The organism is Tindallia texcoconensis (genome assembly GCF_055383815.1).
Genome location: NZ_AP042431.1, coordinates 173,857 through 197,439, shown reverse-complemented (window position 1 = coordinate 197,439; position 23,583 = coordinate 173,857). Strand labels below are relative to the sequence as shown.

The window sequence follows — 23,583 nt, the reverse complement described above, 5'->3', positions numbered from 1 at the left end:
AGGTGATGGAATGTCAAAATTAAGAGCTTTAGTGGTGGATGATACGATTATATATCGGAAAATATTGACACAAGCTGTGGAAAAAACGGATCTATGTCAAGTGGATAAGACAGCGCCTAATGGTGTTATTGCCATGGAGTGGATGAAACAAAAACCTTTTGATGTAGTTTTATTAGATGTTTTTATGCCAGAAATGGATGGGATTGAAACATTGAAACGCATCAAGAATGAATATCCTTCGACAGCAGTCATTATGATTAGTGGCCATGGGAACGATAGTGTTAAAAATACCATGAAAGCTTTGGAACTTGGTGCGATGGAGTTTGTGATGAAACCTTCTGGGAGTGATCCGGAAAAAAATATGCAATCCATTACAAGAACGTTAAAAATACTTTTTGCTCAAATACAGATTCGAAAATATGAAAACAACCATACAAATAAACTAGAGAAAACAGTAAAATCAAAAGAAATGTTACAAAAAACCATCGCTTCACCACTTTATAGTAAGTCCCCTGTAAAAACAAACTACCCCAAAGTCAACACCTTTAGCAAACCCGACTTGGTTTTGATCGCTTCTTCGACAGGTGGACCAATAGCTCTAGAAAAAATTTTTAAACGTATAAGAGAACCTCTTCTCAAACCTGTTTTGGTTGTTCAGCACATGCCACCGCATTTTACGAATGTGTTGGCTGAATCTCTTGAAGCAAAGAGTGGAATTTCCATAGTGGAAGCAAAAGATCAACAGATGGTGAAATCCAAAGAAGTTGTTATTGCAGCAGGTGGATTACATATGATTGTTACTACGAATAATGGGAAAAAGACAATACGTCTATTGGATACGGCTATGGTAAATGGAGTGAGACCAGCTGCAGACGTTTTGTTTAAAACTGTTGCAGAAGAATATAGAGGTCATAGAATTTTAGTAGTCATTCTGACGGGGATGGGGAGTGATGGAATGCGAGGACTACAACTGTTGAAGCAGGCGTGTCATGTATACTGTTTGTCTCAGAATGAAGAAAGTTGTGTTGTTTATGGAATGCCTCGAAGTGTCGAAGAAGCAGGGTTAACAGACGAAGTGTTAGCTATTGATCATATAGCAGACAGAATCCAACAAATAGTTAATCATGGGAGGTGATGCCATTGGTTGCAGCCTTATCCAATAAAGAGTTTATCCTTTTTCAAAAATACATTGAAGAACAATGTGGAATTGCCATTGGGGATGAAAAAGCATATCTAATTGAGAGTAGACTGACTAAATTACTCGTTGAAACAAAATTAGATACCTTTGAAGAGTTATACAAAATGCTTTATAGAAATAGAGATCTTAAACTATCCGAAAAAGTTATTGATGCCATAACAACCAATGAAACACTATGGTTTCGCGATAAAACTCCCTGGATTATTTTAGAAAAACAGCTCCTTCCCAGATATATTGATGAAATTCGTAAAACAAAAAAAAGAGTTCGAATCTGGAGTGCTGCTTCTTCTTCAGGTCAGGAAGCATATTCTACTGTTATGACTATTCATCAGTATCTAAAAAAAAATAAAGTGATAGATGTTACGCTAGATGATTTTGAGATTTTAGGTACTGATATTTCGGCACCTATTTTAGAAATAGCCAAAGCAGGACGTTATGACCCCATCTCTATTATGCGTGGTTTGGATCCACAGTTAAAAGAAACCTATTTTCTTAATGAAGGACGTGTATGGACATTTAAAGAGGAGTTTCGTAAGCATGTAACCTTTAGGAAATTCAATCTGCAAAATTCCTTTGCTTCAATGGGCCGGTTTGATATTGTGTTTTGTCGATACGTTATGATTTATTTTTCTCAAGAATTTAAGCGGGAGATGACAAAAAAATTAGCGCAAAGCATCAAACCGCAAGGAGTTTTGTTTATTGGAAATTCAGAAATATTTCCAAATTATAAGGACTATTTTGAATCCAAACAACTCGAGAAGGGCATATACTATCAGGTTAAGGGGTGATAAAACAATGAAAATTTTATCAGTAGATGATTCGGCCATTGTTCGTAAAATTATTCGGGGAGCGGTGGAGGTACTTAATCATGATTTAGTAGAAGCTTCTGATGGATTAGAAGGTAGAAAAGTGTTAGAGGATCACCACAAAGAGATTGGCTTGATTCTTTTAGATTGGAACATGCCAGGCATGAATGGAATGGAGTTGCTTCAACTCATAAAGGGAAATAAAGACTTTAAGCATATTCCAGTTATGATGGTGACTACTGAGAGTGAAAAAGAGAATATTGTGCGAGCTATTCAGGCGGGAGCTGAGCATTATGTGGTGAAACCCTTTAGTATGGAAGAACTGATTAAAAAAATTCTAGAATGCTTGGGTCAGGGGGATCATGATGAATGAACAGGAACAGGCCTATCATCGCGCTTTTTCTATAGCTGTATCCGAGGTTATGGGAACCATGACAGGTTTTGAAATGGAAGAAGATATGGCCTATTATCAATCGGAAGAGGATAGCTGTGACCCTTCGGGGATTCATCCTTGTGAAATCAGTGGAGCCATGGTATTGCTGGGGAAAAAGAATGGGATGGCTACCGTTACCATGACAAGAACTACAGCATCCATTTTGGTTTCATATATGACAGGAATCCCTTATTACGAGTTGGAATGCAGCGATCTTTTCGATGGGGTGGCTGAAATGATGAATTTAATGGCTGGAAGAGCAAAGGCATTGTTGCGTGATACGGAATATCATTTTGAGATTTCTCCACCATTCACTATTGTGGGAAAAAATCATTATATTGTTCATAAAAAACAAGCAAAACTAATGCGAAAACGGTTTATTTCAAATGATTTATCCTTTATACTTAAAGTGTTTCATGTTTAGTAGATAAAGCTATGGAAGAATAGAATAAAAAAATAGAAATATAATAGGAGGAGGATGTTAAATGAAAAGGGTGCTTATTGTGGACGATTCACCAATTATTCATAATTTATTAAGAAAAGTATTGGAAAGAAATGACTACGAGGTATGTGGCGATGCTAAAAATGGAAGAGAAGGCGTAGATATGTACAAAGATCTGAAACCAGATATCGTTTTTATGGATATTACCATGCCGGTGATGGAGGGGTTGGATGCTGTAAAACTTATTAAAGAGCATGATTCTAATGCCAAAGTGATCATGCTGAGTGCTATGGGAGATGAAGAGTTAAAAGAAGAAGCGAAAGCTCTCGGAGTAGATGTATTCTTGAAAAAACCTTTTGATGATTACAAAATTGTTAGCGCTATTTCTAAAGTCATATAAGAAATCGAAGGAGGAAACACGATGGATGATCAGTTACGAAAGCCTTTTTTAGAAAGCACGAAAGAGATGATTCGACAAATGGCCTCTTTAGAAATCGAGGAACAAGGAGATTTTATAAAGCAGACAACGGATATAAATTCTTACGGCGTAGCAACATTAGTGAGTTTTGTCGGCAAAGTTAAAGGAAGATTGCTTTTGGATATGGAATCTGATGTAGCGTCTGAAATTGTTAAACAAGTAATGGGGGAAGATGTAAGAGACCCTCGAGATCCAACTTACATGGGAATGATAGCTGAACTGAATAATATCGTTGGTGGCGATGCTATCACACGACTGAATAATGAAATGTCTCTAGGATTACGTTTAGCATCTCCCGCTGTTTTCACTGGTAAAGATGTTGTTATATCCATTCCGAAGATTCAATCCTCTACAATAGAATGTGACACCAAAAATGGAAAGCTTCGAATCAATATAGCTTTTGAAAAGGGTGGTGAAGTTTAATGGATGTAAAATACATTACACCATTTTTGGATTCGGTGAAAACTATTATGCAGCAATTTGGGGTAGAAAAAATCGAACGAGGTAGTATTAAGAAAAAAGAAAATATGAATGTGGATATGGATACTATATCTATAGTAGGGCTGGTTGGAGATGTAAAAGGAAATGTTAGCTATGCCTTTTCTGAAGAAACGGCAAAGGCTATTGCATCCAAAATGATGATGGGAATGCCGGTGGATGAGTTAGATGAGATGGCTAGAAGTGCTATGTCCGAATTTGCCAATATGATTACTGGGACAGCTATTGGCAATCTTTCTGATATAGAGGAAGTGAATGATGTAACACCGACACCACCATCAATTATTTATGGAAAAGAAATCTATATGATTATCACACCAATGGAAACACTGGCCATTGATCTGGAGACAGACATTGGAAAAATCGAAGTGAATATTGGTCTGGAGATGTAAGGAGCGCATTGTTATGTATAAAATACTGATCGTGGATGACATGTTGGTTAATCGAAAATTAATGAAAAAAGTTTTAAAAGACAGCATTGAAACAATTACTTTTTTAGATGCAGAAGATGGTTTTCAAGCAATTGAAGTATTAGAACAGGAAGATGTTCACTTAGTGATACTTGATCTAATGATGCCTGGGAAAGATGGATATGAAGTATTAGAAGACATGAAAAAAGAGCCCAAATTCACGGATATTCCTGTCATTGTGAATTCTGCTGTCACTGATATGGAGAGTATAAAAAAGACTCTGGAAATGGGTGCTATGGATTACTTTACTAAACCTATCACGCCTGAACAGATGAAGGTTATTATTCCCTTAAAGGCAAACAATGCTCTTAAGTTTTACGAACAAAGGAGAAAACTTAAGGAAATGAATACACGTATGAAGAATGAGCTGAAAATAGCGAGTTTGCTTCAAGGTTCTCTTTTTCGAAATAGAGAAAATCAAGAAAGGATGGATATTCACCAAAAATATATGGCCTGTGAGGAATTGGGTGGAGATCTATTCGATTATGTGGAGATAGAGGATCGTAGTTGGTTTATGATTGCAGATATAACTGGTCATGGAGTTGCTGCATCCATGGTGGCTTCTATGCTAAAGGTGGTTTTTAACCATGCTGTTCTCGGAAACAATGAACCTAGCTGTGTTTTAGCGGAAATAAATCATACCTTCTATAAGTTGATGGCTGAAAATACAAACCTATGTTTTTCTGTATTTGTTGGAAAATTAGAAGGGGATAAGGTTACTTATTCTAATGCTGGACATCCGTATCCATTGATGATCCGAGAAAATGTGGAAAACTGGGAAATGCTAAAGGCCAATGGATATTTAATAGGACTTTTTGATGATGCTGAATATGAAGACCATACTACTTGTATGAAAAAAGGAGAAGGTCTTTTACATTTCACGGATGGTCTGTTTGAAAATCCAGGCACTCCTGAGGAAAGTAAGAGTCATACCAGTGTAATAGAGCATGCAAAAATTCTGGATAGGACTGCGTTAAAAAACCCGGAAAATTTTTTGGATCAACTACTGGCATCTTTTGGCAAAACAAATAAAAATATGATCGATGATGATATTGCAATTATGTATTTGATTCGAAAATAGGCGTATATAAGAATTTCAGTGCCTTCAGTTACATTAAAATTCAGTCGTCATAAATCGGCTGAATTTTTTTGTGAATAGAAACTAATTGGAAACCACAGCGTAGTATAAGATGAAATCAATTATCGACGGAGGAGATTAATATGGAAAAGCGATTTTATCGTTCGCGGGAAGATAAAAAAATAGCTGGTGTATGTGGGGGGGTAGCTGAGTATTTTGAAGTGGATCCTACTCTAGTACGTCTTGCTTGGGTTGTCTTTACTTTTGCTGGTGCAGGAATTTTGGCCTATATCATTGCTGCTATTATTATGCCAGAGAAACCCTTAATCACTTATGAAGAGGATAGTGTAATTCAAGTGGTGGAGGATGAAAAGAAATCTGAGGAAAAAAAAAATCCAACAACCAACAACAATAATATCGCTATTGGTATTGTATTAATGGTATTAGGTTCTTTATTTATATCTAGAAATCTTTTTCGGATCCATTGGATCAACTTCAATTATGTATGGCCTATGGCTCTTGTTCTAGTGGGTTTTTATATCATTGCAAAACATAAGAATTGAAGTCATGAAAAATCAATGTGCCCTTCTTGGACGACTGGGTAGTTGATGGAACTACTAGATTATAGAATTAGATTATAGAATTAGATTAGAGAAAACAAAAATCCCAGAGGTAGAAACCTCTGGGATCCTTTATTTTACTGGAGCTGTTGAGCGGACTTGAACCGCCGACCTCTTCCTTACCAAGGAAGTGCTCTACCTCTGAGCTACAACAGCATATATAATTACTACATGTTTAGAAAGTAGTTGTAAACCACAAAGATTATTATAGCTCATCAAAAATAAAATGTAAAGAAGAAAAATACAAAAATCTAAAATTAAATGAAAGATGCTTTTAAACAACACATTAGAGTCTGAAAAGGATAGTAGTTATTTACAATTTTCAAAAGCTTTTGCTAGCGTAAAATGGATCCTAATTGTATAATGGAATCGGCGACACTTTATAGAATACGATTGGAGGAAAGTCATATGATGCAAGAGTTACTTGAGAATATGTTGCAGGAACACCGGCACTGGACCCGTAAAGGAGCCGTGGCTACCTATATTCCGGAATTGTCTAAACAAAACTCGGAAGCTTTAGGAATTTTTGTATACGATCTAAAGGGAGGGATATACCATGCTGGTGAATGGGAGATGCCCTTTACGATTCAGAGTATTTCTAAGATCGTTACGTTTATGTGTGTCCTTCAGGACAATACGATGGAAGCATTATATGAAAAAATAACGGTGGCGCCATCTTCGGATGGATTCAATTCGATTGTCAATCTAGAAACGAAAAATGAACATAGACCACTGAATCCGCTGATTAATTCTGGAGCTATTGCTAGCATTGAACTAGTAAAAGGCAACACGGTAGAAGAAAAATATGAACGGATCATCCATATGATTCGTTTACTTTCAGACAATCCTTCCATTGAAGTAAATGAGAGCGTCTATGCTTCAGAGAAAGAGACAGGAGATCGAAACAGAGCGCTAGCATACTTTATGAAAAGCAATGGCACCATAGCTTCGGACGTAGAAGAATTATTAGATGCATATTTTAGACTTTGCTCTGTGGAGATAAACTGCAAAGATATTGCTTCCATTGCTGCTGTACTAGCTAATGATGGAAAGAGTCTTAAGGAATCTAAAGTGCTATTGAGCAAAAAAATATGCAAGACGGTGAAAGCTGTGATGACAACCTGTGGATTATATGATGGATCAGGAGATTATGCAGTAAATGTAGGAATGCCTTCTAAAAGTGGGGTAGGTGGAGGCATTTTGGCTGTTTCACCGCAAAAAATGGGTATAGGAGTCTGTGGCCCTGGTTTAGATACTAAAGGAAATAGTCTTGCTGGGGTCAAAATTTTGGAAAGTATGTCACACCACTTTGAACTTGGAATTTTTTAAAAAAACAGCGTCTGTTATGGACGCTGCTTTTTTATGCGGTCTATGGTGGGTTCGTCGGGTGTAACGTACAAGGTTTTGTGATGATCGTAAATCACCATCCCTGGCTGTGCTCCACGCTGTTTACGAACATAACGACATCGAGTATAATCGACGGCTACGTTTTCTCCCATTTTTCCCTTGGAATAGTAAGCAGCCAACATAGCAGCAATTTTTAAGATTTTTTCGGAGGGCTCTTTTTGCCCGGCTTTGAGAATGACATGAGATCCTGGAAAATCTTTTACATGGAACCAAAAATCATTTTTTCCAGCAATACCAAAAGTTACCTTCTCATTCTGGTAATTATTTTTTCCTATATACAAGTCAATCCCTTCTTCTGTTTGAAAATGAAGAATGCCACTTTTGGGTTTTATGCTGGAAGGCTTGTTTTTTTTGTTGCTGGCTTTTCTTTTCATATAGCCGGATTCCATCAATTCCTGTCGAATCTCCTCCAAATCCTGTAGATTCTCTGCCTGATCAATGAATAACAATACTTGATCTAAGTAGCGCAATTCACGTTGAGTTTTAGTGATTTGGCGCTGAATTTCGATGTTGGCTTTCTTGGACTTTTGATATCTCTGATAGTATTTTTGAGCATTTTGAACTGGTGTTTTTGATTTGTTTAATGGGATTTTTACAAGAGGCTGCTTCTCATCGAAATAATTATATGTCTCAAGGAACTCTTGGTTTTGTAGAATCTGATGCATATTAGACATGATTAGATCTGCCTTTGTTTTATCCTCGGAAGCTTTGCGAGCTTTTATAAGGTCTCCATTGAGATTTTGAAGTCGTTGTGCTGTTCTATTGCGTTTAATAGTCATGTTTTTTCGTAGGTCTTGTGATTTTTGATGCAAGCGTTGTTGTTCATCTTTGGCTCTGTAATACTCTTCCAACATCTGGCTAAAATTTTGGAACTCCACTTGGTGCGGGAAAATCACATGTTTCAAGGCAAAGGCACTGATGTCTTTGTAGTGGAAGAGTTCATTTTGATAAGCCATCGGTATTAGATGTTTTTGATGCAGATTTTCTACCCAGTTAGAAAAAGATTTATACAGTGATTGCTGCTCTTGGTCTTCCAAGCTACTCCAAAGTTTATCTGGATCTAAGGAAGCTTGATTGCATAGTTCCATGGCTAAAGAAGGGGAAATGCCAGTGAAGGCAGATATCAAGTCGTTTTCTATCGAGTAGCCCTGAGTGGTGTTCATCATTTTTATCCATGATTCTAAGGTTGTTGTTTTTAATGGATCCTGCTTTTCAGATGGTGGATATTGATAGGGTAGCCCTGGTAGAATTTGACGTTTTCTGCTGATGTGTAAAGGAATGCGCTTTATTGAATCCAAGACGATGCGATTCTGATGGTCAACCAATATAATATTACTGTGCTTTCCCATCATTTCGATGATTAGTCGCTTTTTTGATAATTGATTCAATTCGTCGTAGCCTTCCATTTCCAGCTCAATAATGCGCTCTAAAGAAGGTTGATATACGCCAACGATTCGATTACCCACTAAATGTTTTCGAAGCAGCATGCAAAACATGGGTGGAGTTGCTGGGTTTAATTTGGGTAGATTGGTTAAGTGTATCCGAGGATATTTACTGTGTGCAGAAAGTAGTATTTTTTTATTTTTACCTTGTCCACGCGTAGCCATAATAATTTCATCGACTTCTGGCTGGTGTATTTTATCGATACGATGATTCAGTATTTCCTTTTCCAATTCTATTTTTAGGGCTAGCACCATACTGCCGTCAAAAGGCATGAATATCACTCCTATTCTATAGTTATAATCATAACATATCTAAGGAAATCATGTCATTGATGATCGGAATTTGATATAATGAACCGAAGGACAAAGGAGGAGAATTGAATGAACATTCCTTTTGTAAAAATGCATGGCATTGGCAATGATTTTATTTTGCTGAAACGTCAAGATTTTCAGGACGCCTCTAAGGATGGGGATCTGGCAAGAAAAATTTGTCAACGTCATTTTGGAATAGGTGCAGATGGAATGATGGTGGCAGATATTTCGGGAAAAGCGGATGTGAAAATGTTATACTATAACGCTGATGGTTCTCAGGGAGAGATGTGTGGTAATGGCATCCGGTGTTTTGCACATTATGTGCTATCAGAAAAGTTAGTGCCATATAAATCGGTGTTACGAATTCAAACATTACTGGATGTCAGAGACGTAGAGATTCAACGTTATGCACAGGAGAGTAGCGTGGTCAAAGTATATATGGGAACTCCAGAAGTAAGAAGTCTTGGAAAGACAATGGTGTTGGATGAGGTCGAGATTGAACTGGCAGATCTTACGGTAGGAGTACCACATGTTGTTCTCGTAGAGTCAGAGCTATGTGCTCAAAAGGTAAATACCTTGGGCCCTAAGATAGAAAAGATGGATTGCTTTCCTCAGGGGACCAATGTGAACTTTGTTAAGATACATGACCGCGGCTGTCTTTCGGTGATGACTTGGGAAAGGGGGGCAGGTCATACATTGGCTTGTGGTACTGGTATTTGTAGCGTTTGTAGTTTTTTGCATCAGAAAGGACAAGTAGAAGACAAAATAGATGTAATGGCAGAAGGTGGTTCCTTGACGATTGAAATAGATAATGATAATGGCATTTATATGACAGGTCCTAGTATTGTAGTTGCTCGGGGAAATTATTTGCTACATTCTTGAGGGAAGGGGTTTAAAATATGATTAATAGCATGACAGGGTATGGAAGGTCTGATGTTACCTTACACTCAAATGCCTATACCATTGAAATGAAAAGTGTGAATCACCGTTACTTAGATGTTAGCGTTAAAATGCCGCGTAAAATTAATTTTATGGAAGAGAAAATTAAACAGTGGGTGAAATTATTTGTTTTTAGGGGGCGAGTGGACGTCTTTATCAATTATGCAGGTCAAGGTGACGCTTCTAAAGCGGTTACTTTGGATAAAAATCTAGGAAAAGCATACCGAGACGCATTTGAAGCCCTAAGTGAAGAGTTGGGGTTGAAAAATGATTTGACTACTACTAGCTTGGTTCGATTACCGGAAATGATCATATTAGAAGAAGCAGAGATGGATGAAGATGCTTTGTGGGCTGAGATGGAAAAAGGAATTAAGGAAGCCGTAGAGAAGCTTTGTGTCATGAGGGCATCGGAAGGAAAGAAAATGGAAGAGGATTTGCATCAACGTATTAAAAGCCTTGAAGGATACATAGATAACATTGAAGGGCTTTCGCCAGATTATAGCAAATCATACCGAGAAAGGTTGACGAAGCGAATTTTAGAACTGACGAACAATGAATTTGAAATGGATCCACAACGAATAGCCATGGAAGTAGCTATTTTATCGGAAAAAACATGTATCGATGAAGAGCTCGTTAGGTTTCGAAGTCATTTGAGTCAGATGAAAAAAACCTTAGGTCAGACAGAGACAGTTGGACGAAAGCTGGATTTTATGCTTCAAGAAGTCAATCGGGAGATAAATACCATCGGATCTAAAGCCAGTGATTTTACGATTAATTCTTTGGTAGTGGAAGTGAAAAGTGAACTAGAAAAAATGCGGGAGCAAGTACAAAATATTGAATAAAGGAGAATGTACATGGGGATAAAGCTCATTAACATTGGATTCGGAAATATTGTTTCTGCAAATCGTATTATTGCTATTGTTAGCCCAGAATCTGCACCAATAAAACGCATTGTTCAAGAAGCTCGAGATCAAGGGAGTCTAATTGATGCTACGTATGGTCGTAGAACTAGAGCTGTGATTATTACAGATAGTGATCATGTTATTTTATCGGCTGTTCAGCCAGAAACAGTAGCTGCACGATTGCAGGATAAAGAAGAATAAAAGAAACGATTAAAATCAAACGATGGGGCACTAGGGAGGAAGCTAAATGAATCAGAGAGGTCTACTAATGGTTATTTCAGGCCCTTCGGGAACTGGAAAAGGAACTCTTGTCAAACATTTATTAAATAGAAATAATAAAATTCAATTGTCTGTATCTGCGACCACGCGTAATCCAAGGCCTGGTGAAGTAGATGGAGTGAATTACTTTTTTTTGGATAATCCAGATTTTGAAGAAAAATTATCTCAGGGAGAATTTCTGGAATATGCAGAAGTATATGGCAACTACTATGGTACGCCGAAAGAGTTTGTAGAAGAAAAATTGAGTAGTGGACAGAATGTACTTTTAGAAATAGATATTGTTGGTGCCTTGCAAATTAGGGAAAAATTCGAAGAGGCTGTTTTTTTATTTATTCTTCCACCTTCGCTGGAAGAATTGGAACGACGAATAAAAAAACGCGGGACAGAAACACCTGAACAAATGGCTAAACGAATGGATAGCGCTTTGAAAGAGATAGAAGAATTAGAAAGGTATGACTATGTGGTGCTTAATGATGAAATTGAGAAAGCGACCAAGTTGATTGAATCTATAGTAGAAGCAGAAATTGCCAGTGTGGAACGTAGTCAAAGTTACTGGAAGAATCTTTTTGGACTAAGGAGGTAAGTTCATGCTGAAAGGAAAAAACATTGTCCTTGGAGTCACTGGAGGCATTGCTGCTTATAAAGCTTGTGAGTTGGTGAGTCGCCTTAGAAAGCAACAGGCTACTGTAAACGTAGTGATGACTGAATCAGCTACTTCTTTTGTGAGCCCAGAAACTTTTCAGGCTTTAAGTCGGAATCCAGTAGTGACGAGTCTTTTTCAGTCTGTGAAATATTGGGAAATCGAACATATTTCTTTAGCTCAAAAAACCGATGCAGTGATTATAGCACCAGCAACATCCAATATAATTGGTAAAATTGCTAGTGGGATAGCCGATGATTTTCTGTCTACTATGGTGATGGCCTCCACAGCACCAGTGATATTAGCACCGGCCATGAATACGCAAATGTATGAAAATCCTATTTTTCAAAAAAATATGCAATTTCTAGAATCTCAAGGGTACCATATGGTGGACCCCAGCAGTGGTCTGCTGGCATGTGGAGATATTGGGAAAGGTAAAATGGCTGATCCAAGTGTGTTGGAAGAGTACTTAATTAATCTTCTTATATCAAAAAAAGATCTGGATGGGTATCGCATTTTGGTTACGGCAGGACCAACACGAGAAGAAATTGACCCAGTCCGATACATCACTAATTACTCCTCTGGGAAAATGGGCTATGCCTTAGCCGAAGTGGCAAAGAAAAGAGGTGCTAATGTAACTTTGGTGACAGGACCGTGTGAAATCCCAATTCCCCAGGTGGATGAAGTTGTTTCAGTTCTGTCAACAGATGAAATGTTAAAGGCTGTGATGAAGCGCTACGGAGAGCAGGATGTAGTTATAAAAGCAGCGGCTGTTTCGGATTACCGTCCTGCTGATCGATCGGATCAAAAAATTAAAAAGCAGCAAGATGAATTGATGAGGTTAGATTTAGTGAAGAATCCAGATATTTTATGGGAATTAGGTAAAATAAAGAAAAAGCAAGTGTTAATTGGATTTGCAGCTGAAACAGAAAATCTTATAGAAAATGCTGCATCAAAAATGAAACGTAAAAATTTGGATCTGATGGTAGCAAATGACTTAACTTTGCCAGGGTCAGGTTTTAATTACGATACTAATCAAGTGACATTGCTTTTTCCAGATGGTACAAGGAAAGACATGGCCTTGCAAGAAAAATGCAAAATTGCCAACCGTGTTTTAGATGAAGCTAGCTATTTGCTTCAGCATAAACATGCAACAAAGTGACAAGGAGCCAGGTTAAGCAGGAGGGAAATTTTTTTGGGTTCTAAAACAAAGATTGCCAGTGTGATTCTAGACCATTATCACGAAAGAATGGATCGTTATTTTGACTATATGGTTCTGGAAGAATACAGGGACTTTATTCAGTTAGGAATGCGTGTGTTAGTTCCATTTGGAAACGCTAATAAAACTCTAGAAGCTTATGTAATGGATCTAAGGGATACAGAAGAAGTGCCAGAAAAACTCAAATTCATTCAAAGTCTGATTGAAGATCAGCCAGTGTTGACCAGTGGTCAATTAAAATTGGTTCATTGGATGAAAAATCATTATTTATGCCGCTATATAGAGGGGATTCGTTGTTTTGTGCCTGCTGGTTTAGCAATTAAAACCAGTCGTGAAATTTATTATGAAAACGGTATTAGAAAGATTAAAGAGAAGTCAAGTGCCCTTAATAAGCCTAAAAAAATTCTTTATGCTTGCATAATAAAGGATCATAGCTATGAAAAAAAAATGGAGGCTTCCTTAAAAAAAGCACCAGCTCAATTGAAAGTACTGGGAATTTTAAAAGAGAAGAAGATGCTTCCTGTGGCAGAACTTATCAAGCTGGCAGATACTAGTCGACAGACAGTAAAAGCTTTAGAAGAAAAACAATTGCTTCGAATTGAAGAAAAAGTAGTTAGTCGAAACCCGTTTAAAGATCGACCAATTATTCCTTATCCAGCGCCTATACCCACGAAAGATCAGCTTCGTGTATGGGAAGGCATCAAAAAAAGCTTGGCTCAAAATCCCAAAAGACCGGTATTGCTCCATGGGATTACAGGCAGTGGAAAAACAGAAATATACCTTCACTTAATTGAAGAAAGCCTTGCTAAAGGAAAAGATAGCATTGTTATGGTACCGGAAATCTCTTTGACACCACAGATGGTGGACCGGTTTCGTGGACGATTTGGTGAAACAGTAGCGGTACTTCATAGTCATCTTTCTCAAGGAGAAAGGTTAGACGAGTGGCGCAAAATAAAAGAGGGTCTAGCAAAGATAGTTATTGGGCCCCGATCTGCTATTTTTGCACCTTTTCGGAATCTAGGTATGATCATTATTGATGAATTTCATGAAAGTAGCTACAAATCAGAAAAATCGCCACGTTATCATGCCCTAGACGTAGCCAGAGCGCGTTCTGTTTTTGAAAAGGCAACTCTTCTTATGGGTTCAGCCACTCCCTCTGTAGAAGTATATTACCATAGTTTACAACAAGAGTTTCATCTGGAAACCCTTGAAAATCGAATACCTGGAGCTAAATTACCTGATATCGAAACAGTAGATATGAGGGAAGAGCTGAAAAAAGGTAATGTCACACTGTTTAGCAATAGGATGATTCAACGGATACAAGAGTGTCTAAATAAGGGTGAACAGTCCATACTTTTTCTAAACAGGCGAGGATATTCCACGTTAGTCAACTGTTTTCAATGTGGTCATACGATTAAATGTGATCATTGTGATATTCCTATGAAATGGCACCGAAAAGATAATCGATTAAAATGTCATTTCTGCAGTTGGGAACAGGAAACCATGACCCACTGCCCTGAATGTTGTCAGGAACTGACCTATAAAGGTTTTGGTACCCAAAAAGTCGAAGAATTATTAAAAGATTTTTTCCCTGAGGCAAGAATTCTTAGGATGGATACGGACACCACTCGAAAAAAAGGGTCTCATGAAAAATGGTTGCAACAGTTTGGTCAAGGGAAATACGATATTCTGATCGGGACTCAGATGATTACTAAAGGTTTGGATTTTCCAAATGTGACATTAGTAGGAGTTCTGATGGCGGATGCAAGTTTAGGATTACCAGACTTTCGGGCATCGGAAAAAACCTTTCAATTGATTACTCAAGTAGCTGGACGTGCTGGTCGGGGAGATGTAACTGGTGACGTGGTATTACAAACCTATCAACCAGATCATTATGCTATATCTCTGGCTGCAGGGCAGCAGTACTTAGCTTTTTATCAACAAGAGATTCAGTTAAGAAAAGCCTACCGCTATCCTCCATTTAATGATATGATTTTAGTTACGTTTTCTGGGAAAGAAGAAGAAAAAGTAAAAGTTGGTGCTCAGATCAGCTACGATAGTTTTATCTTCTTACTAAAGCAGCAAGGGTTTATTTCAGTGGATAATACACTAATGCCGCCAGTGGTTGCACCTTTAGCACGTGCTGAAGGAAAGCATCGATATCATCTTTTGATGAAATCTGGAGATGTTTCTATGGTATTGTTGAAAAAAATGGTTAAATTCGTTTTAATTGAAAATAAAGAGAAGTGGATTGATCCATCTGTCACGACAGTGATTGATATGAATCCATATATTTTATTGTGATAGGAGAGAAAATCATGGCTATTAGAAATATACGAACAGACGAAGATTCTATTTTACGAAAAACCTCACGTACGGTTGAAAAAATCAATGATCGGATTCTAACACTGCTAGATGACATGGCTGAAACTATGTACGAGGCGGAAGGGGTTGGCTTGGCAGCTCCTCAGGTGGGGGTGCTTAAGCGCATCATTGTTTTAGACATTGGTGAGGGTTTGGTTGAAATGATTAATCCAGAAATTATAAAAATAGAAGGAGAACAGTTTGGATCAGAGGGATGCCTAAGTGTTCCTGAACAAAGTGGCATAGTGATTCGGCCTAAAAAAATAATCGTAAAGGCACTAAATCGGTATCAGGAAATAGTTGAATTGGAAGCAGAAGATCTAATGGCACGGGTTTTTTGTCATGAAATTGATCATTTAAATGGAGTTTTATTTACGGATATTATGCTTTCAGAAGAGGAAGCAGAAACTTACAAAAAGACATTTATGGAAGAGGACTCTAAGGAGTAATGATCAGGTGAAAGAGAGGTGAAAAGAAAGCGTGAAAATTGTATATATGGGAACGCCGCGTTTTGCTGTTCCAACACTAGAAATGCTGATAAACAACACTAAAACCGATGTAATAGGCGTATTTACACAACCAGACAAACCGAAAGGCCGGGGTCATCGAATGGCGATGCCTCCAGTTAAGGAAGTCGCATTGGCCAAGGGGATACCTGTTTTTCAACCAGCAGCTAAAATAAGTACAGAAGAGATGGATATTCTAGAAAAATTGAATCCGGATTTAATTGTAGTAGTGGCTTATGGACAGATTTTGCCTGATTCTGTTATTAGACTTCCAGTTTATGGGTGTATCAATGTACATGCATCGTTATTACCACACTATAGAGGCGCTGCTCCTATTCAATGGGCTATAATTTCCGGAGAAAAATCAACTGGAGTCACAACAATGCAGATGGATAAAGGGCTGGATACTGGAGACATGTTAATGAAAGAATCGATACCTATTAAAGAGACAGATACTTATGTTACTATGCATGATAAACTGTCTATCTTGGGGGCAAAGGTGTTAAGGCAGACCCTAGAAGCCATAGAAGAGGGAACTTTGTTGGCTGAACCACAAGAGCATTCTAAATCCACGTATGCACCAATGCTTCATAAAGATACTGGGGAAATTAATTGGAATCAATCAGCAACGTCTATCCATTGTCTCATTAGGGGAACTCAACCTTGGCCAGCAGCTTACACTTTTTACAAGGGTGAGAAAATGAAAGTGTGGAAGAGTAAGGTTATTAAAGGGCCGTTTACGTCGCTGAATCCAGGAGTTCTTAGACAGGTTTCCCCAGAAGGCTTATTGGTGGATACAGCGGAAGATCAACTTTTGATCGAAGAAATACAATTCTCCGGCAAAAAACGAATGTCTATTGCTTCTTATTTGGCAGGCAATGCCATTGAAACAAAGGTTGTGCTGGGAGCGGAACATAATGATGAATGAAAAGAAGCATGCTGTCTCTGCATTTCCAACGACCATAAAACTGTTGTTGTTTTGCTTGTTTTTTTCTGCATTGTTGATTGTTTTAGTGGGATGGATGATCACCAGGCAACATATGATTCTCTTTGCGATCTTCAATACGATATTGATGGTGGTGATCCTAACCTTTATTTTCATGGTGTTGGTGAGCCTGTTTACATTTCAAAGGATATGGTATAATAAAACGGTTCCTAAGACAATGCTGCAGTGGTCGAAATATTCTCTGAATAGGATCTATCCAATTCTTAAAATTGTTGGCGTTTTCATGAATTACGAGAAGGACGACATCAGAAAAGTCTTTACATTACTGAACAATCGGTTTATGATCAGCGAAAGCAAAACATATTTAGGAGAAGAAATCCTTTTACTGACACCCCATTGCTTGCAAAAGGCTTGTTGTTCTATTAAAGTTACGAATGATATTGATCTTTGTAAAGAGTGCAGATTATGTAACGTAGCCGATTTAAAGTATTTTAAAAGGAGATATGGAGTTCAATGCGATGTTGTGACAGGAGGGACTCTAGCAAGAAGAAGAATTAAAGAAAAAACTCCCAGCTTAGTGATAGCCATTGCCTGTGAGCGAGATTTAGTCAGTGGCCTAATGGATGTTAAAAACATTCCTGTATATGCCATTATTAATGATCGACCAGAAGGGCCGTGTTATAATACGGCAGTACAAAAAGAAATAGTAGAAAATACCATAAAGCATTTTACGAGAGGTGATAACAATGATGATATTTGATACAACTGGAATTATTTACCTGATTCCAGCCATGATTTTTGCCATGTATGCACAAAGCAAAGTAAAAACAACCTTTGCAAAATATCTAAAAGTTGCAGCACGAAAAGGGTATACGGGTATTCAGGTCGCACGCTCTATTCTGGACGACCACAACTTACAGGATGTTCCCATAGAAATGGCCCAAGGGTACCTGTCGGATCATTATGATCCTAGGAAACGCGTGTTGCGGTTGTCTAGAGAAGTGTATCAAGGAAATTCTGTTGCAGCCATTAGTGTTGCAGCTCATGAGGTAGGACACGCATTGCAGCATGCCAATGGATATGCTCCGTTGACCATTAGAAATTCCATTTTTCCCATTGCTAGTTTTGGTTCATCCATGGCTTGGTTTTTCGTAATTGGTGGATTTGTATTTGACTCTTTAAATCTTATCGATGTAGGGATTTTACTATATTTAGCAGCAGTTATTTTTCAAGTGGTGACCCTCCCTGTAGAATTTAATGCCAGCAACCGAGCTATGCAGCTCCTTAGTAATAGCGGATTTATTACTCAGGATGAAAAGACACATTCAAAGAAAGTTTTGAATGCAGCAGCGCTTACTTATGTTGCGGCAATGGCAACTGCTCTAGCCCAGTTGTTAAGGTTAGTTGCTTTAAGAAATCGAAGATCGTAAAAATAAGAGAGAAGGCGTCATGAACGCCTTTCTTTTTGCGTATAGGAGTGATGTTTTTGAAAGAATCGCCACGGGAATCAGCGGTGAAAGTCATACAAAAGGTTATGGAAGGCGAGTCTTTTTCTAATCTTCTTGTTAATGACCATTTAACTAGGTCTGAATGGTCTGAAGTAGATGCTAATTTATTTGTGAATCTAGTATATGGGACTTTAGAGCAATATCAGTTAATGAGTCATTTTTTGCAGCAGGTGAGTCGTCGTCCTTTAAAGAGAATAGATCCAGCAATTCGAACCCTTTTGTTGATTTCGATTTATCAATTGATGAACTTTGATCGGATACCAGATTATGCAGTGGTTAATGAAGCGGTTAAACTCTCTCGAAAAAAACAAGCATCAGCGTCTGGTTTTGTTAATGGAATTCTTCGAAACGTGATTCGTCAAAAAGATGAATTGAAAAAATCTATTCCCATGGGCATGGATTCGGATGCACTATCACTTCGCTTTTCATATCCAAAATGGATTATCAAAGAACTAAAGAAGGAATATGATGGACAAGTTGTTTTAAATATTCTTAAGGCTTCTCAAACAGCACCAAATATATTTATTCGGTGTAATCTGCTTCGATGTCATGTGGAGGAATTAATTGTTTCGCTGCAAGAAGATGGAGTCATAGCTGAAAAAAGCAAATGGGTGCCAGAGGCTGTTAAAATAATTAAATCTGTTGTAAATTTGACACACACAAAAGCCTATAAAATGGGATGGTTTCAAATTCAAAGTATTAGTTCTATGCTGACGGTTGAAATGATGAATCCAAGGCCAGGAGAACGAATATTAGATATGGCAGCAGCTCCTGGCGGGAAAAGTCTTTTTATGGCAGAACGAATGAATAATAATGGACTTGTACTTGCAAGGGATCTTTCGGAAGATAGGCTTAAGCAATTGAAACAGCATCAAAAGAGGATGGGAATCACGATCATTAAAACACAGATTTTTGATGCTACTCAAAAGGATTCGGAGTTACAAGGTGAAATGGATAAAGTTTTGCTAGATGCTCCTTGTTCAAGTCTTGGGATGATTCGTCGAAAACCAGAAATAAAATTCACGATAAATAATAAAGGAGTGTTAATGCAAAGAGCTGCACTTCAGTTTGAAATGTTAAATAGAGCTGCGGAGTTTGTCAAACTAGGTGGACATATTGTATACTCCACCTGTACTTTATTTTCTTATGAGAATCAGGATGTAATTAATCTGTTTCTAGAAAAAAACCCACAGTTTCAACTGGAACCAGAGGGGATGAGATCTTTAAATCCAGCAATGAATACAGATCTTGATGGATTTTTTATGGCTAAGTTGCAACGGGTGGAGTAGGAGGAAATCGGTTGAAAAAAGATTTAAAAGCTTTTACGAGGGAAATGTTGCATGAAGAATTCTCTGCATTAAAATGGCCTTCGTATCGGGCGGATCAAATTTTTAAATGGATTCATAGCGGATGCAATGATTTTAATGAAATGACGAACCTATCTAAATCCATGCGTGAAATTTTATTGAAACAGTATAGATTGACTTCACTGAAACAAATAAAAAAACAAGTTTCTAGGGATGGAACAGAAAAACATTTATTTCAACTACCGGACGGTGAATTAATTGAAACTGTGTTGATGCGTTATAAACACGGTAATAGTATTTGCTTGTCTACCCAAGTTGGATGTGCTATGGGTTGTCGGTTTTGTGCATCTGGCATAGAAGGTCTGGTTAGAAATCTTTCGGCTGGAGAAATGATCGATCAAGTTTTAGAGATATCTCGGTATGCAAAAGAACGAATTTCTCATGTAGTATTGATGGGAAGCGGTGAGCCTTTACAGAATTTAGAGGAAGTAGTAAAATTATTAAACATAATTAATGATGAACAGGGATTGCATATAAGTTTGAGACATGTAACTGTGTCCACTTGCGGTCTGATTCCTCAGATTTATCAGTTGGCCCAATACAAACTTCCTATCAATCTTGCTATTTCACTACATGCAGCATCCGATGATATTCGAAAAAGTATGATGCCTATTGCGCAGCATTATTGTATTAATGAACTGTTAAAAGCGTGTGATGATTATATAGAAAAAACAAATCGACGGATTACCTATGAATACGCGTTGGTTCCAGGAATAAATGATTTTCCAGAAGAAATACTGAAACTAGCTGAAAAACTAAAAGGAAAACTATGTCATGTTAATTTAATTCCTATGAATCCAGTAGGCGATAATTTTACAGTACATCACCGCCGGGAAGGGTATCACCATATTGTAGAAATCCTTGAAAAACATGGCATATCCACTACAATTCGAAGAGAGTTGGGGGCAGATATTGATGCTGCTTGTGGTCAATTAAAACGTAGAAGTAAAGAAGAACTCTAATCAACAGGAGGCGTATCCATGGAAATTGGTGTTTTATCGGATACTGGTATTATCAGAGCAATAAATCAAGATGATTATTTAGTGCATTGTAATGGCTATCAGATGTTTTTAGTTGCTGATGGAATGGGTGGGCATAGTTGTGGGGAAGTAGCTAGCCGCATGGCAGTAGATTTAGTTAGTCGTCACACCTGCCAGTTTTTAGATCTATTTCCAGAACCTAGTCAAGTAATTGGTGTTCTATACGAAGCTTTTCATCAGGCGAACCAAAAAATACTTGAGTATGCTAAGGAAAATAAAGAATGCAAAGGGATGGGGACTACGCTAACAATGATTTGGATACAAGAGGGGCGTGGCGTCATTGGACATGTGGGAGATAGTAGAATTTATATGCTTCGAAAAAACAAATTGATCCAGTTGACGGAGGATCACTCTTTGGTAGCAGAACTATTCCGAAAGGGCGAAATTACAGAAGAAGAAGCATTAACTCATCCTAAAAAACACATTATTACAAGAGCTATGGGGATTGACGATACTTTGCGTGCGGATTTTATCCCTATAGAGATACAAGCTGAAGATGTTTTATTGCTTTGCACCGACGGTGTCACTAACTTAATATGTGATGATGAATTACGAAATATATTGATGAGAATAGATTCTGCAAAGCAAACAGCCAAAGAACTGATCAAAATCGCCAATGAAAGAGGCGGTCATGACAACAGCACGGCAATGATTATCAGGCAGCTTTTATCTGATGCGGAAGGCAGGTGTTCTTGTTGATTGGCACAATGCTAGGAAATAGGTATGAAATTATTGAGAAAATAGGTGGCGGCGGCATGGCCATGGTCTATAAGGCGAAGTGCCATTTATTGAATAGAAATGTGGCTGTAAAAATTCTTAGAGAGGAACTAATAAGTGATAAGGATTTAGTCAATAAGTTTAAAAAGGAATCTCAGTCTGTTGCAAGTCTTTCTCATCCCAATATTGTTAACGTATATGACGTGGGAGGGGTAGATGATCTATATTATATGGTAATGGAAATGGTGGAAGGTAAAACCTTAAAGAAAGTGATCAAGGAAAAAGGAGCATTACACCAAGAAGAAATTATTCATTATTCTAAGCAAGTTGCTCGAGCCCTTAAACATGCCCACGAAAATTATGTGATTCATCGAGATATTAAACCTCAAAACATTTTAATAACGGAAGATCACAGAGCTAAGTTAACGGACTTTGGAATAGCCCTTTCAGCTAGTGCGAATACCCTAACGAATACTGGGAATTTAGTGGGATCTGTTCATTATTTTTCTCCAGAGCAAGCGAGAGGTGGATACACCGATGCTAAATCAGATCTTTATTCTTTGGGTATTGCTATGTATGAAATGGCAACTGGCAAGTTGCCTTTCGAAGGTGAAAGTCCAGTTACTGTGGCGTTAAAGCATTTACAAGAAGATCCTGAACCTCCTTCCAGCATTAATGCGACGGTTTCTGAAGGACTAGAGAGTATTATTATGAAATTAATAGAAAAAGATCAAATATCCAGATTTCAAAATGCTGCTAGCCTTATTGAGGCACTAAATCAGCTGGAAACAGATCCAGATTATGTTTTGAACGATATTGTGGATGAAGTAGATGAAAATCCAACCCACGTAAATGGATATATGGAAGGAGAAGAATTACGAAATATGGCAGTTAAAAAAACCACGCGCAAAAAAAAGAGCACCAATAAAACAAAAGCTGTATTAGTAGCTGGTGTATTGACAGCTCTGATTGCAGCATTGCTATTTACTTTTGGTCTGTTTTATGTTAGCAATCTGTTCCAATCATCAGAAGAAATTGAGGTACCTGATTTAATTGGCATGCAACTAGATGATGCAAAGGATGCGTTAGCAGAAATAAACCTTCAACACAGAATTGAATATCGTTATGATGGGGAGGGAGAGGAAAATACGGTATTATCACAAAATCCATCCCAAGGAATGAGTGTTCGAGAAAATTATCCAGTCCAATTAGTTATTAGTACAGGAGAAGAGACAGATGAAGTACCGGATCTTATGTACCAATCCAAAGAAGATGCAATTTTCAGGCTGGAAGAAGCAGGCTTCTCCGTAGGGCAAGTAGAGTCTGCTACGAGCGATTTTCCTGCTGGATCAGTCATTAGTCAAACCCCACGGGCTGGATCGGCTTCGACACAGGGGAGTTCTGTAGATTTGGTTATTAGCGAAGGACCTGAATACGAAGTAGTAATTATGCCAGATTTAGTTGGATCTACAATTGATAGTGCAAAAGAGACGCTTCAAAATCTAAACTTGAAAATTGGAAATTTGCGAGAGGAAACGAGTGACGAATTTGTAGAAGATATTGTGCTTCAGCAAAGCATTGCTTCGGGTAGGGATATACCAGAAGGTACGAATGTTTCGTTGACCGTAAGTTTAGGCGTGGATTCACCGCAAATCGATGAGCTGGAAGATATTGAAGTCGAAACTGAAGAAGGCGAAGAGCCAATTGATGAGGATTTAGAAGTGGATACTAGTCAATCAACAACTAAAACACTACGCATTGGACCATTGGGAGCTAGCGGTACTGTGATAGTTGAGTTGTATCGAGTGAAATCCGAAGAGGATATGCTAATCTTTACGGAAACTCATAACATAGATGAAGACGGAGACTTTATAGAAGTGAATGTTACGGGAAGTGGCAAAGAATTATATAGAATTGTCATCGATGGAGAGACAATTCAACAAACAGAAGTTGATTTTGAATAGGAGGCATT

Annotated in this window: 25 protein-coding genes and 1 tRNA gene; 24 read left to right on the top strand and 2 right to left on the bottom strand. The window is 37.9% G+C overall.

Going from position 1 to position 23,583, the window contains the following annotated elements; genetic code table 11:
• Positions 1 to 10: 10 nt before the first annotated feature.
• From cheB to ACZ47N_RS00970, 9 genes are all read left to right on the top strand, one after another.
• Entirely contained in the window at positions 11 to 1,135 is a 1,125-nt protein-coding gene (gene cheB / locus ACZ47N_RS01010; protein ID WP_464887280.1) for a chemotaxis-specific protein-glutamate methyltransferase CheB, read from the top strand.
• Between the two features lie 5 nt (positions 1,136 to 1,140).
• The gene (locus tag ACZ47N_RS01005; RefSeq protein ID WP_464887279.1) at positions 1,141 to 1,986 is read left to right on the top strand and encodes a CheR family methyltransferase; all 846 of its coding nucleotides are present in this window, start codon (positions 1,141 to 1,143) and stop codon (positions 1,984 to 1,986) included.
• Positions 1,987 to 1,993: 7 nt separating this feature from the next.
• A complete protein-coding gene (locus tag ACZ47N_RS01000; protein ID WP_464887278.1) occupies positions 1,994 to 2,377 on the top strand; it encodes a response regulator in 384 nt (127 codons plus the stop codon).
• Complete coding sequence (locus ACZ47N_RS00995) at positions 2,370 to 2,861, top strand: chemotaxis protein CheX (RefSeq protein ID WP_464887277.1); 492 nt, start codon at positions 2,370 to 2,372, stop codon at positions 2,859 to 2,861. Before ACZ47N_RS01000 ends, ACZ47N_RS00995 begins: the two co-directional genes overlap by 8 nt.
• A 61-nt stretch (positions 2,862 to 2,922) precedes the next feature.
• Entirely contained in the window at positions 2,923 to 3,279 is a 357-nt protein-coding gene (locus ACZ47N_RS00990) for a response regulator (protein ID WP_464887276.1), read from the top strand.
• Positions 3,280 to 3,300: 21 nt separating this feature from the next.
• On the top strand, positions 3,301 to 3,780 hold the full coding sequence (locus tag ACZ47N_RS00985) for a chemotaxis protein CheX (RefSeq protein ID WP_464887275.1): 480 nt from the start codon (positions 3,301 to 3,303) through the stop codon (positions 3,778 to 3,780).
• Positions 3,780 to 4,247, top strand: coding sequence for a chemotaxis protein CheX (locus tag ACZ47N_RS00980; protein WP_464887274.1), 468 nt, complete (start codon positions 3,780 to 3,782; stop codon positions 4,245 to 4,247). The genes ACZ47N_RS00985 and ACZ47N_RS00980 overlap by 1 nt, the downstream gene beginning before the upstream one ends.
• A gap of 13 nt (positions 4,248 to 4,260) precedes the next feature.
• Positions 4,261 to 5,406 (top strand): PP2C family protein-serine/threonine phosphatase, encoded by a 1,146-nt coding sequence (locus ACZ47N_RS00975; protein WP_464887273.1) that lies wholly within the window; start codon positions 4,261 to 4,263, stop codon positions 5,404 to 5,406.
• A 140-nt stretch (positions 5,407 to 5,546) separates the two neighbouring features.
• A complete protein-coding gene (locus ACZ47N_RS00970; protein WP_464887272.1) occupies positions 5,547 to 5,966 on the top strand; it encodes a PspC domain-containing protein in 420 nt (139 codons plus the stop codon).
• A gap of 138 nt (positions 5,967 to 6,104) precedes the next feature.
• Here ACZ47N_RS00970 and ACZ47N_RS00965 read toward each other — a convergent pair.
• Positions 6,105 to 6,179: transfer RNA gene (locus ACZ47N_RS00965), tRNA-Thr, on the bottom strand.
• A 252-nt stretch (positions 6,180 to 6,431) separates the two neighbouring features.
• Here ACZ47N_RS00965 and glsA point away from each other — a divergent pair.
• Positions 6,432 to 7,352, top strand: coding sequence for a glutaminase A (glsA, locus tag ACZ47N_RS00960; RefSeq protein WP_464887271.1), 921 nt, complete (start codon positions 6,432 to 6,434; stop codon positions 7,350 to 7,352).
• Positions 7,353 to 7,366: 14 nt separating this feature from the next.
• On the opposite strand, the gene ACZ47N_RS00955 is transcribed toward glsA, so the two are convergent.
• Positions 7,367 to 9,145: an Rqc2 family fibronectin-binding protein gene (locus ACZ47N_RS00955; RefSeq protein WP_464887270.1), complete on the bottom strand. Its 1,779-nt coding sequence runs from the start codon at positions 9,143 to 9,145 to the stop codon at positions 7,367 to 7,369.
• 108 nt (positions 9,146 to 9,253) lie between these two features.
• Here ACZ47N_RS00955 and dapF point away from each other — a divergent pair, with 108 nt between their 5' ends.
• Genes dapF through pknB form a run of 14 tightly spaced genes read left to right on the top strand, consistent with a single transcriptional unit; the run spans position 9,254 to position 23,575 of the window.
• Positions 9,254 to 10,066, top strand: coding sequence for a diaminopimelate epimerase (dapF, locus tag ACZ47N_RS00950; RefSeq protein ID WP_464887269.1), 813 nt, complete (start codon positions 9,254 to 9,256; stop codon positions 10,064 to 10,066).
• A 17-nt stretch (positions 10,067 to 10,083) separates the two neighbouring features.
• Positions 10,084 to 10,965 carry a YicC/YloC family endoribonuclease gene (locus tag ACZ47N_RS00945; protein WP_464887268.1) on the top strand — a complete coding sequence of 294 codons (882 nt, stop codon included), beginning with the start codon at positions 10,084 to 10,086 and terminating at the stop codon, positions 10,963 to 10,965.
• 12 nt (positions 10,966 to 10,977) lie between these two features.
• Positions 10,978 to 11,226, top strand: coding sequence for an extracellular matrix/biofilm regulator RemA (gene remA / locus ACZ47N_RS00940; protein WP_464887267.1), 249 nt, complete (start codon positions 10,978 to 10,980; stop codon positions 11,224 to 11,226).
• A 46-nt stretch (positions 11,227 to 11,272) separates the two neighbouring features.
• Positions 11,273 to 11,887 carry a guanylate kinase gene (gene gmk / locus ACZ47N_RS00935; protein ID WP_464887266.1) on the top strand — a complete coding sequence of 205 codons (615 nt, stop codon included), beginning with the start codon at positions 11,273 to 11,275 and terminating at the stop codon, positions 11,885 to 11,887.
• A 4-nt stretch (positions 11,888 to 11,891) separates the two neighbouring features.
• Positions 11,892 to 13,106: a bifunctional phosphopantothenoylcysteine decarboxylase/phosphopantothenate--cysteine ligase CoaBC gene (gene coaBC, locus ACZ47N_RS00930; RefSeq protein WP_464887265.1), complete on the top strand. Its 1,215-nt coding sequence runs from the start codon at positions 11,892 to 11,894 to the stop codon at positions 13,104 to 13,106.
• A gap of 33 nt (positions 13,107 to 13,139) precedes the next feature.
• Positions 13,140 to 15,467 carry a primosomal protein N' gene (gene priA, locus ACZ47N_RS00925; RefSeq protein WP_464887264.1) on the top strand — a complete coding sequence of 776 codons (2,328 nt, stop codon included), beginning with the start codon at positions 13,140 to 13,142 and terminating at the stop codon, positions 15,465 to 15,467.
• A 14-nt stretch (positions 15,468 to 15,481) separates the two neighbouring features.
• Positions 15,482 to 15,976 (top strand): peptide deformylase, encoded by a 495-nt coding sequence (def, locus tag ACZ47N_RS00920; RefSeq protein ID WP_464887263.1) that lies wholly within the window; start codon positions 15,482 to 15,484, stop codon positions 15,974 to 15,976.
• Positions 15,977 to 16,007: 31 nt separating this feature from the next.
• The gene (gene fmt / locus ACZ47N_RS00915; protein ID WP_464887262.1) at positions 16,008 to 16,961 is read left to right on the top strand and encodes a methionyl-tRNA formyltransferase; all 954 of its coding nucleotides are present in this window, start codon (positions 16,008 to 16,010) and stop codon (positions 16,959 to 16,961) included.
• Positions 16,951 to 17,739 (top strand): DUF116 domain-containing protein, encoded by a 789-nt coding sequence (locus ACZ47N_RS00910; protein WP_464887261.1) that lies wholly within the window; start codon positions 16,951 to 16,953, stop codon positions 17,737 to 17,739. The genes fmt and ACZ47N_RS00910 overlap by 11 nt, the downstream gene beginning before the upstream one ends.
• On the top strand, positions 17,726 to 18,409 hold the full coding sequence (locus tag ACZ47N_RS00905; protein WP_464887260.1) for a zinc metallopeptidase: 684 nt from the start codon (positions 17,726 to 17,728) through the stop codon (positions 18,407 to 18,409). Before ACZ47N_RS00910 ends, ACZ47N_RS00905 begins: the two co-directional genes overlap by 14 nt.
• A gap of 56 nt (positions 18,410 to 18,465) precedes the next feature.
• On the top strand, positions 18,466 to 19,776 hold the full coding sequence (gene rsmB, locus ACZ47N_RS00900) for a 16S rRNA (cytosine(967)-C(5))-methyltransferase RsmB (protein WP_464887259.1): 1,311 nt from the start codon (positions 18,466 to 18,468) through the stop codon (positions 19,774 to 19,776).
• Between the two features lie 11 nt (positions 19,777 to 19,787).
• On the top strand, positions 19,788 to 20,816 hold the full coding sequence (gene rlmN / locus ACZ47N_RS00895; RefSeq protein ID WP_464887258.1) for a dual-specificity RNA methyltransferase RlmN: 1,029 nt from the start codon (positions 19,788 to 19,790) through the stop codon (positions 20,814 to 20,816).
• Between the two features lie 18 nt (positions 20,817 to 20,834).
• Positions 20,835 to 21,593, top strand: coding sequence for a Stp1/IreP family PP2C-type Ser/Thr phosphatase (locus ACZ47N_RS00890; protein ID WP_464887257.1), 759 nt, complete (start codon positions 20,835 to 20,837; stop codon positions 21,591 to 21,593).
• Positions 21,590 to 23,575 carry a Stk1 family PASTA domain-containing Ser/Thr kinase gene (pknB, locus tag ACZ47N_RS00885; RefSeq protein ID WP_464887256.1) on the top strand — a complete coding sequence of 662 codons (1,986 nt, stop codon included), beginning with the start codon at positions 21,590 to 21,592 and terminating at the stop codon, positions 23,573 to 23,575. Before ACZ47N_RS00890 ends, pknB begins: the two co-directional genes overlap by 4 nt.
• The last annotated feature ends 8 nt before the right edge of the window (positions 23,576 to 23,583 follow it).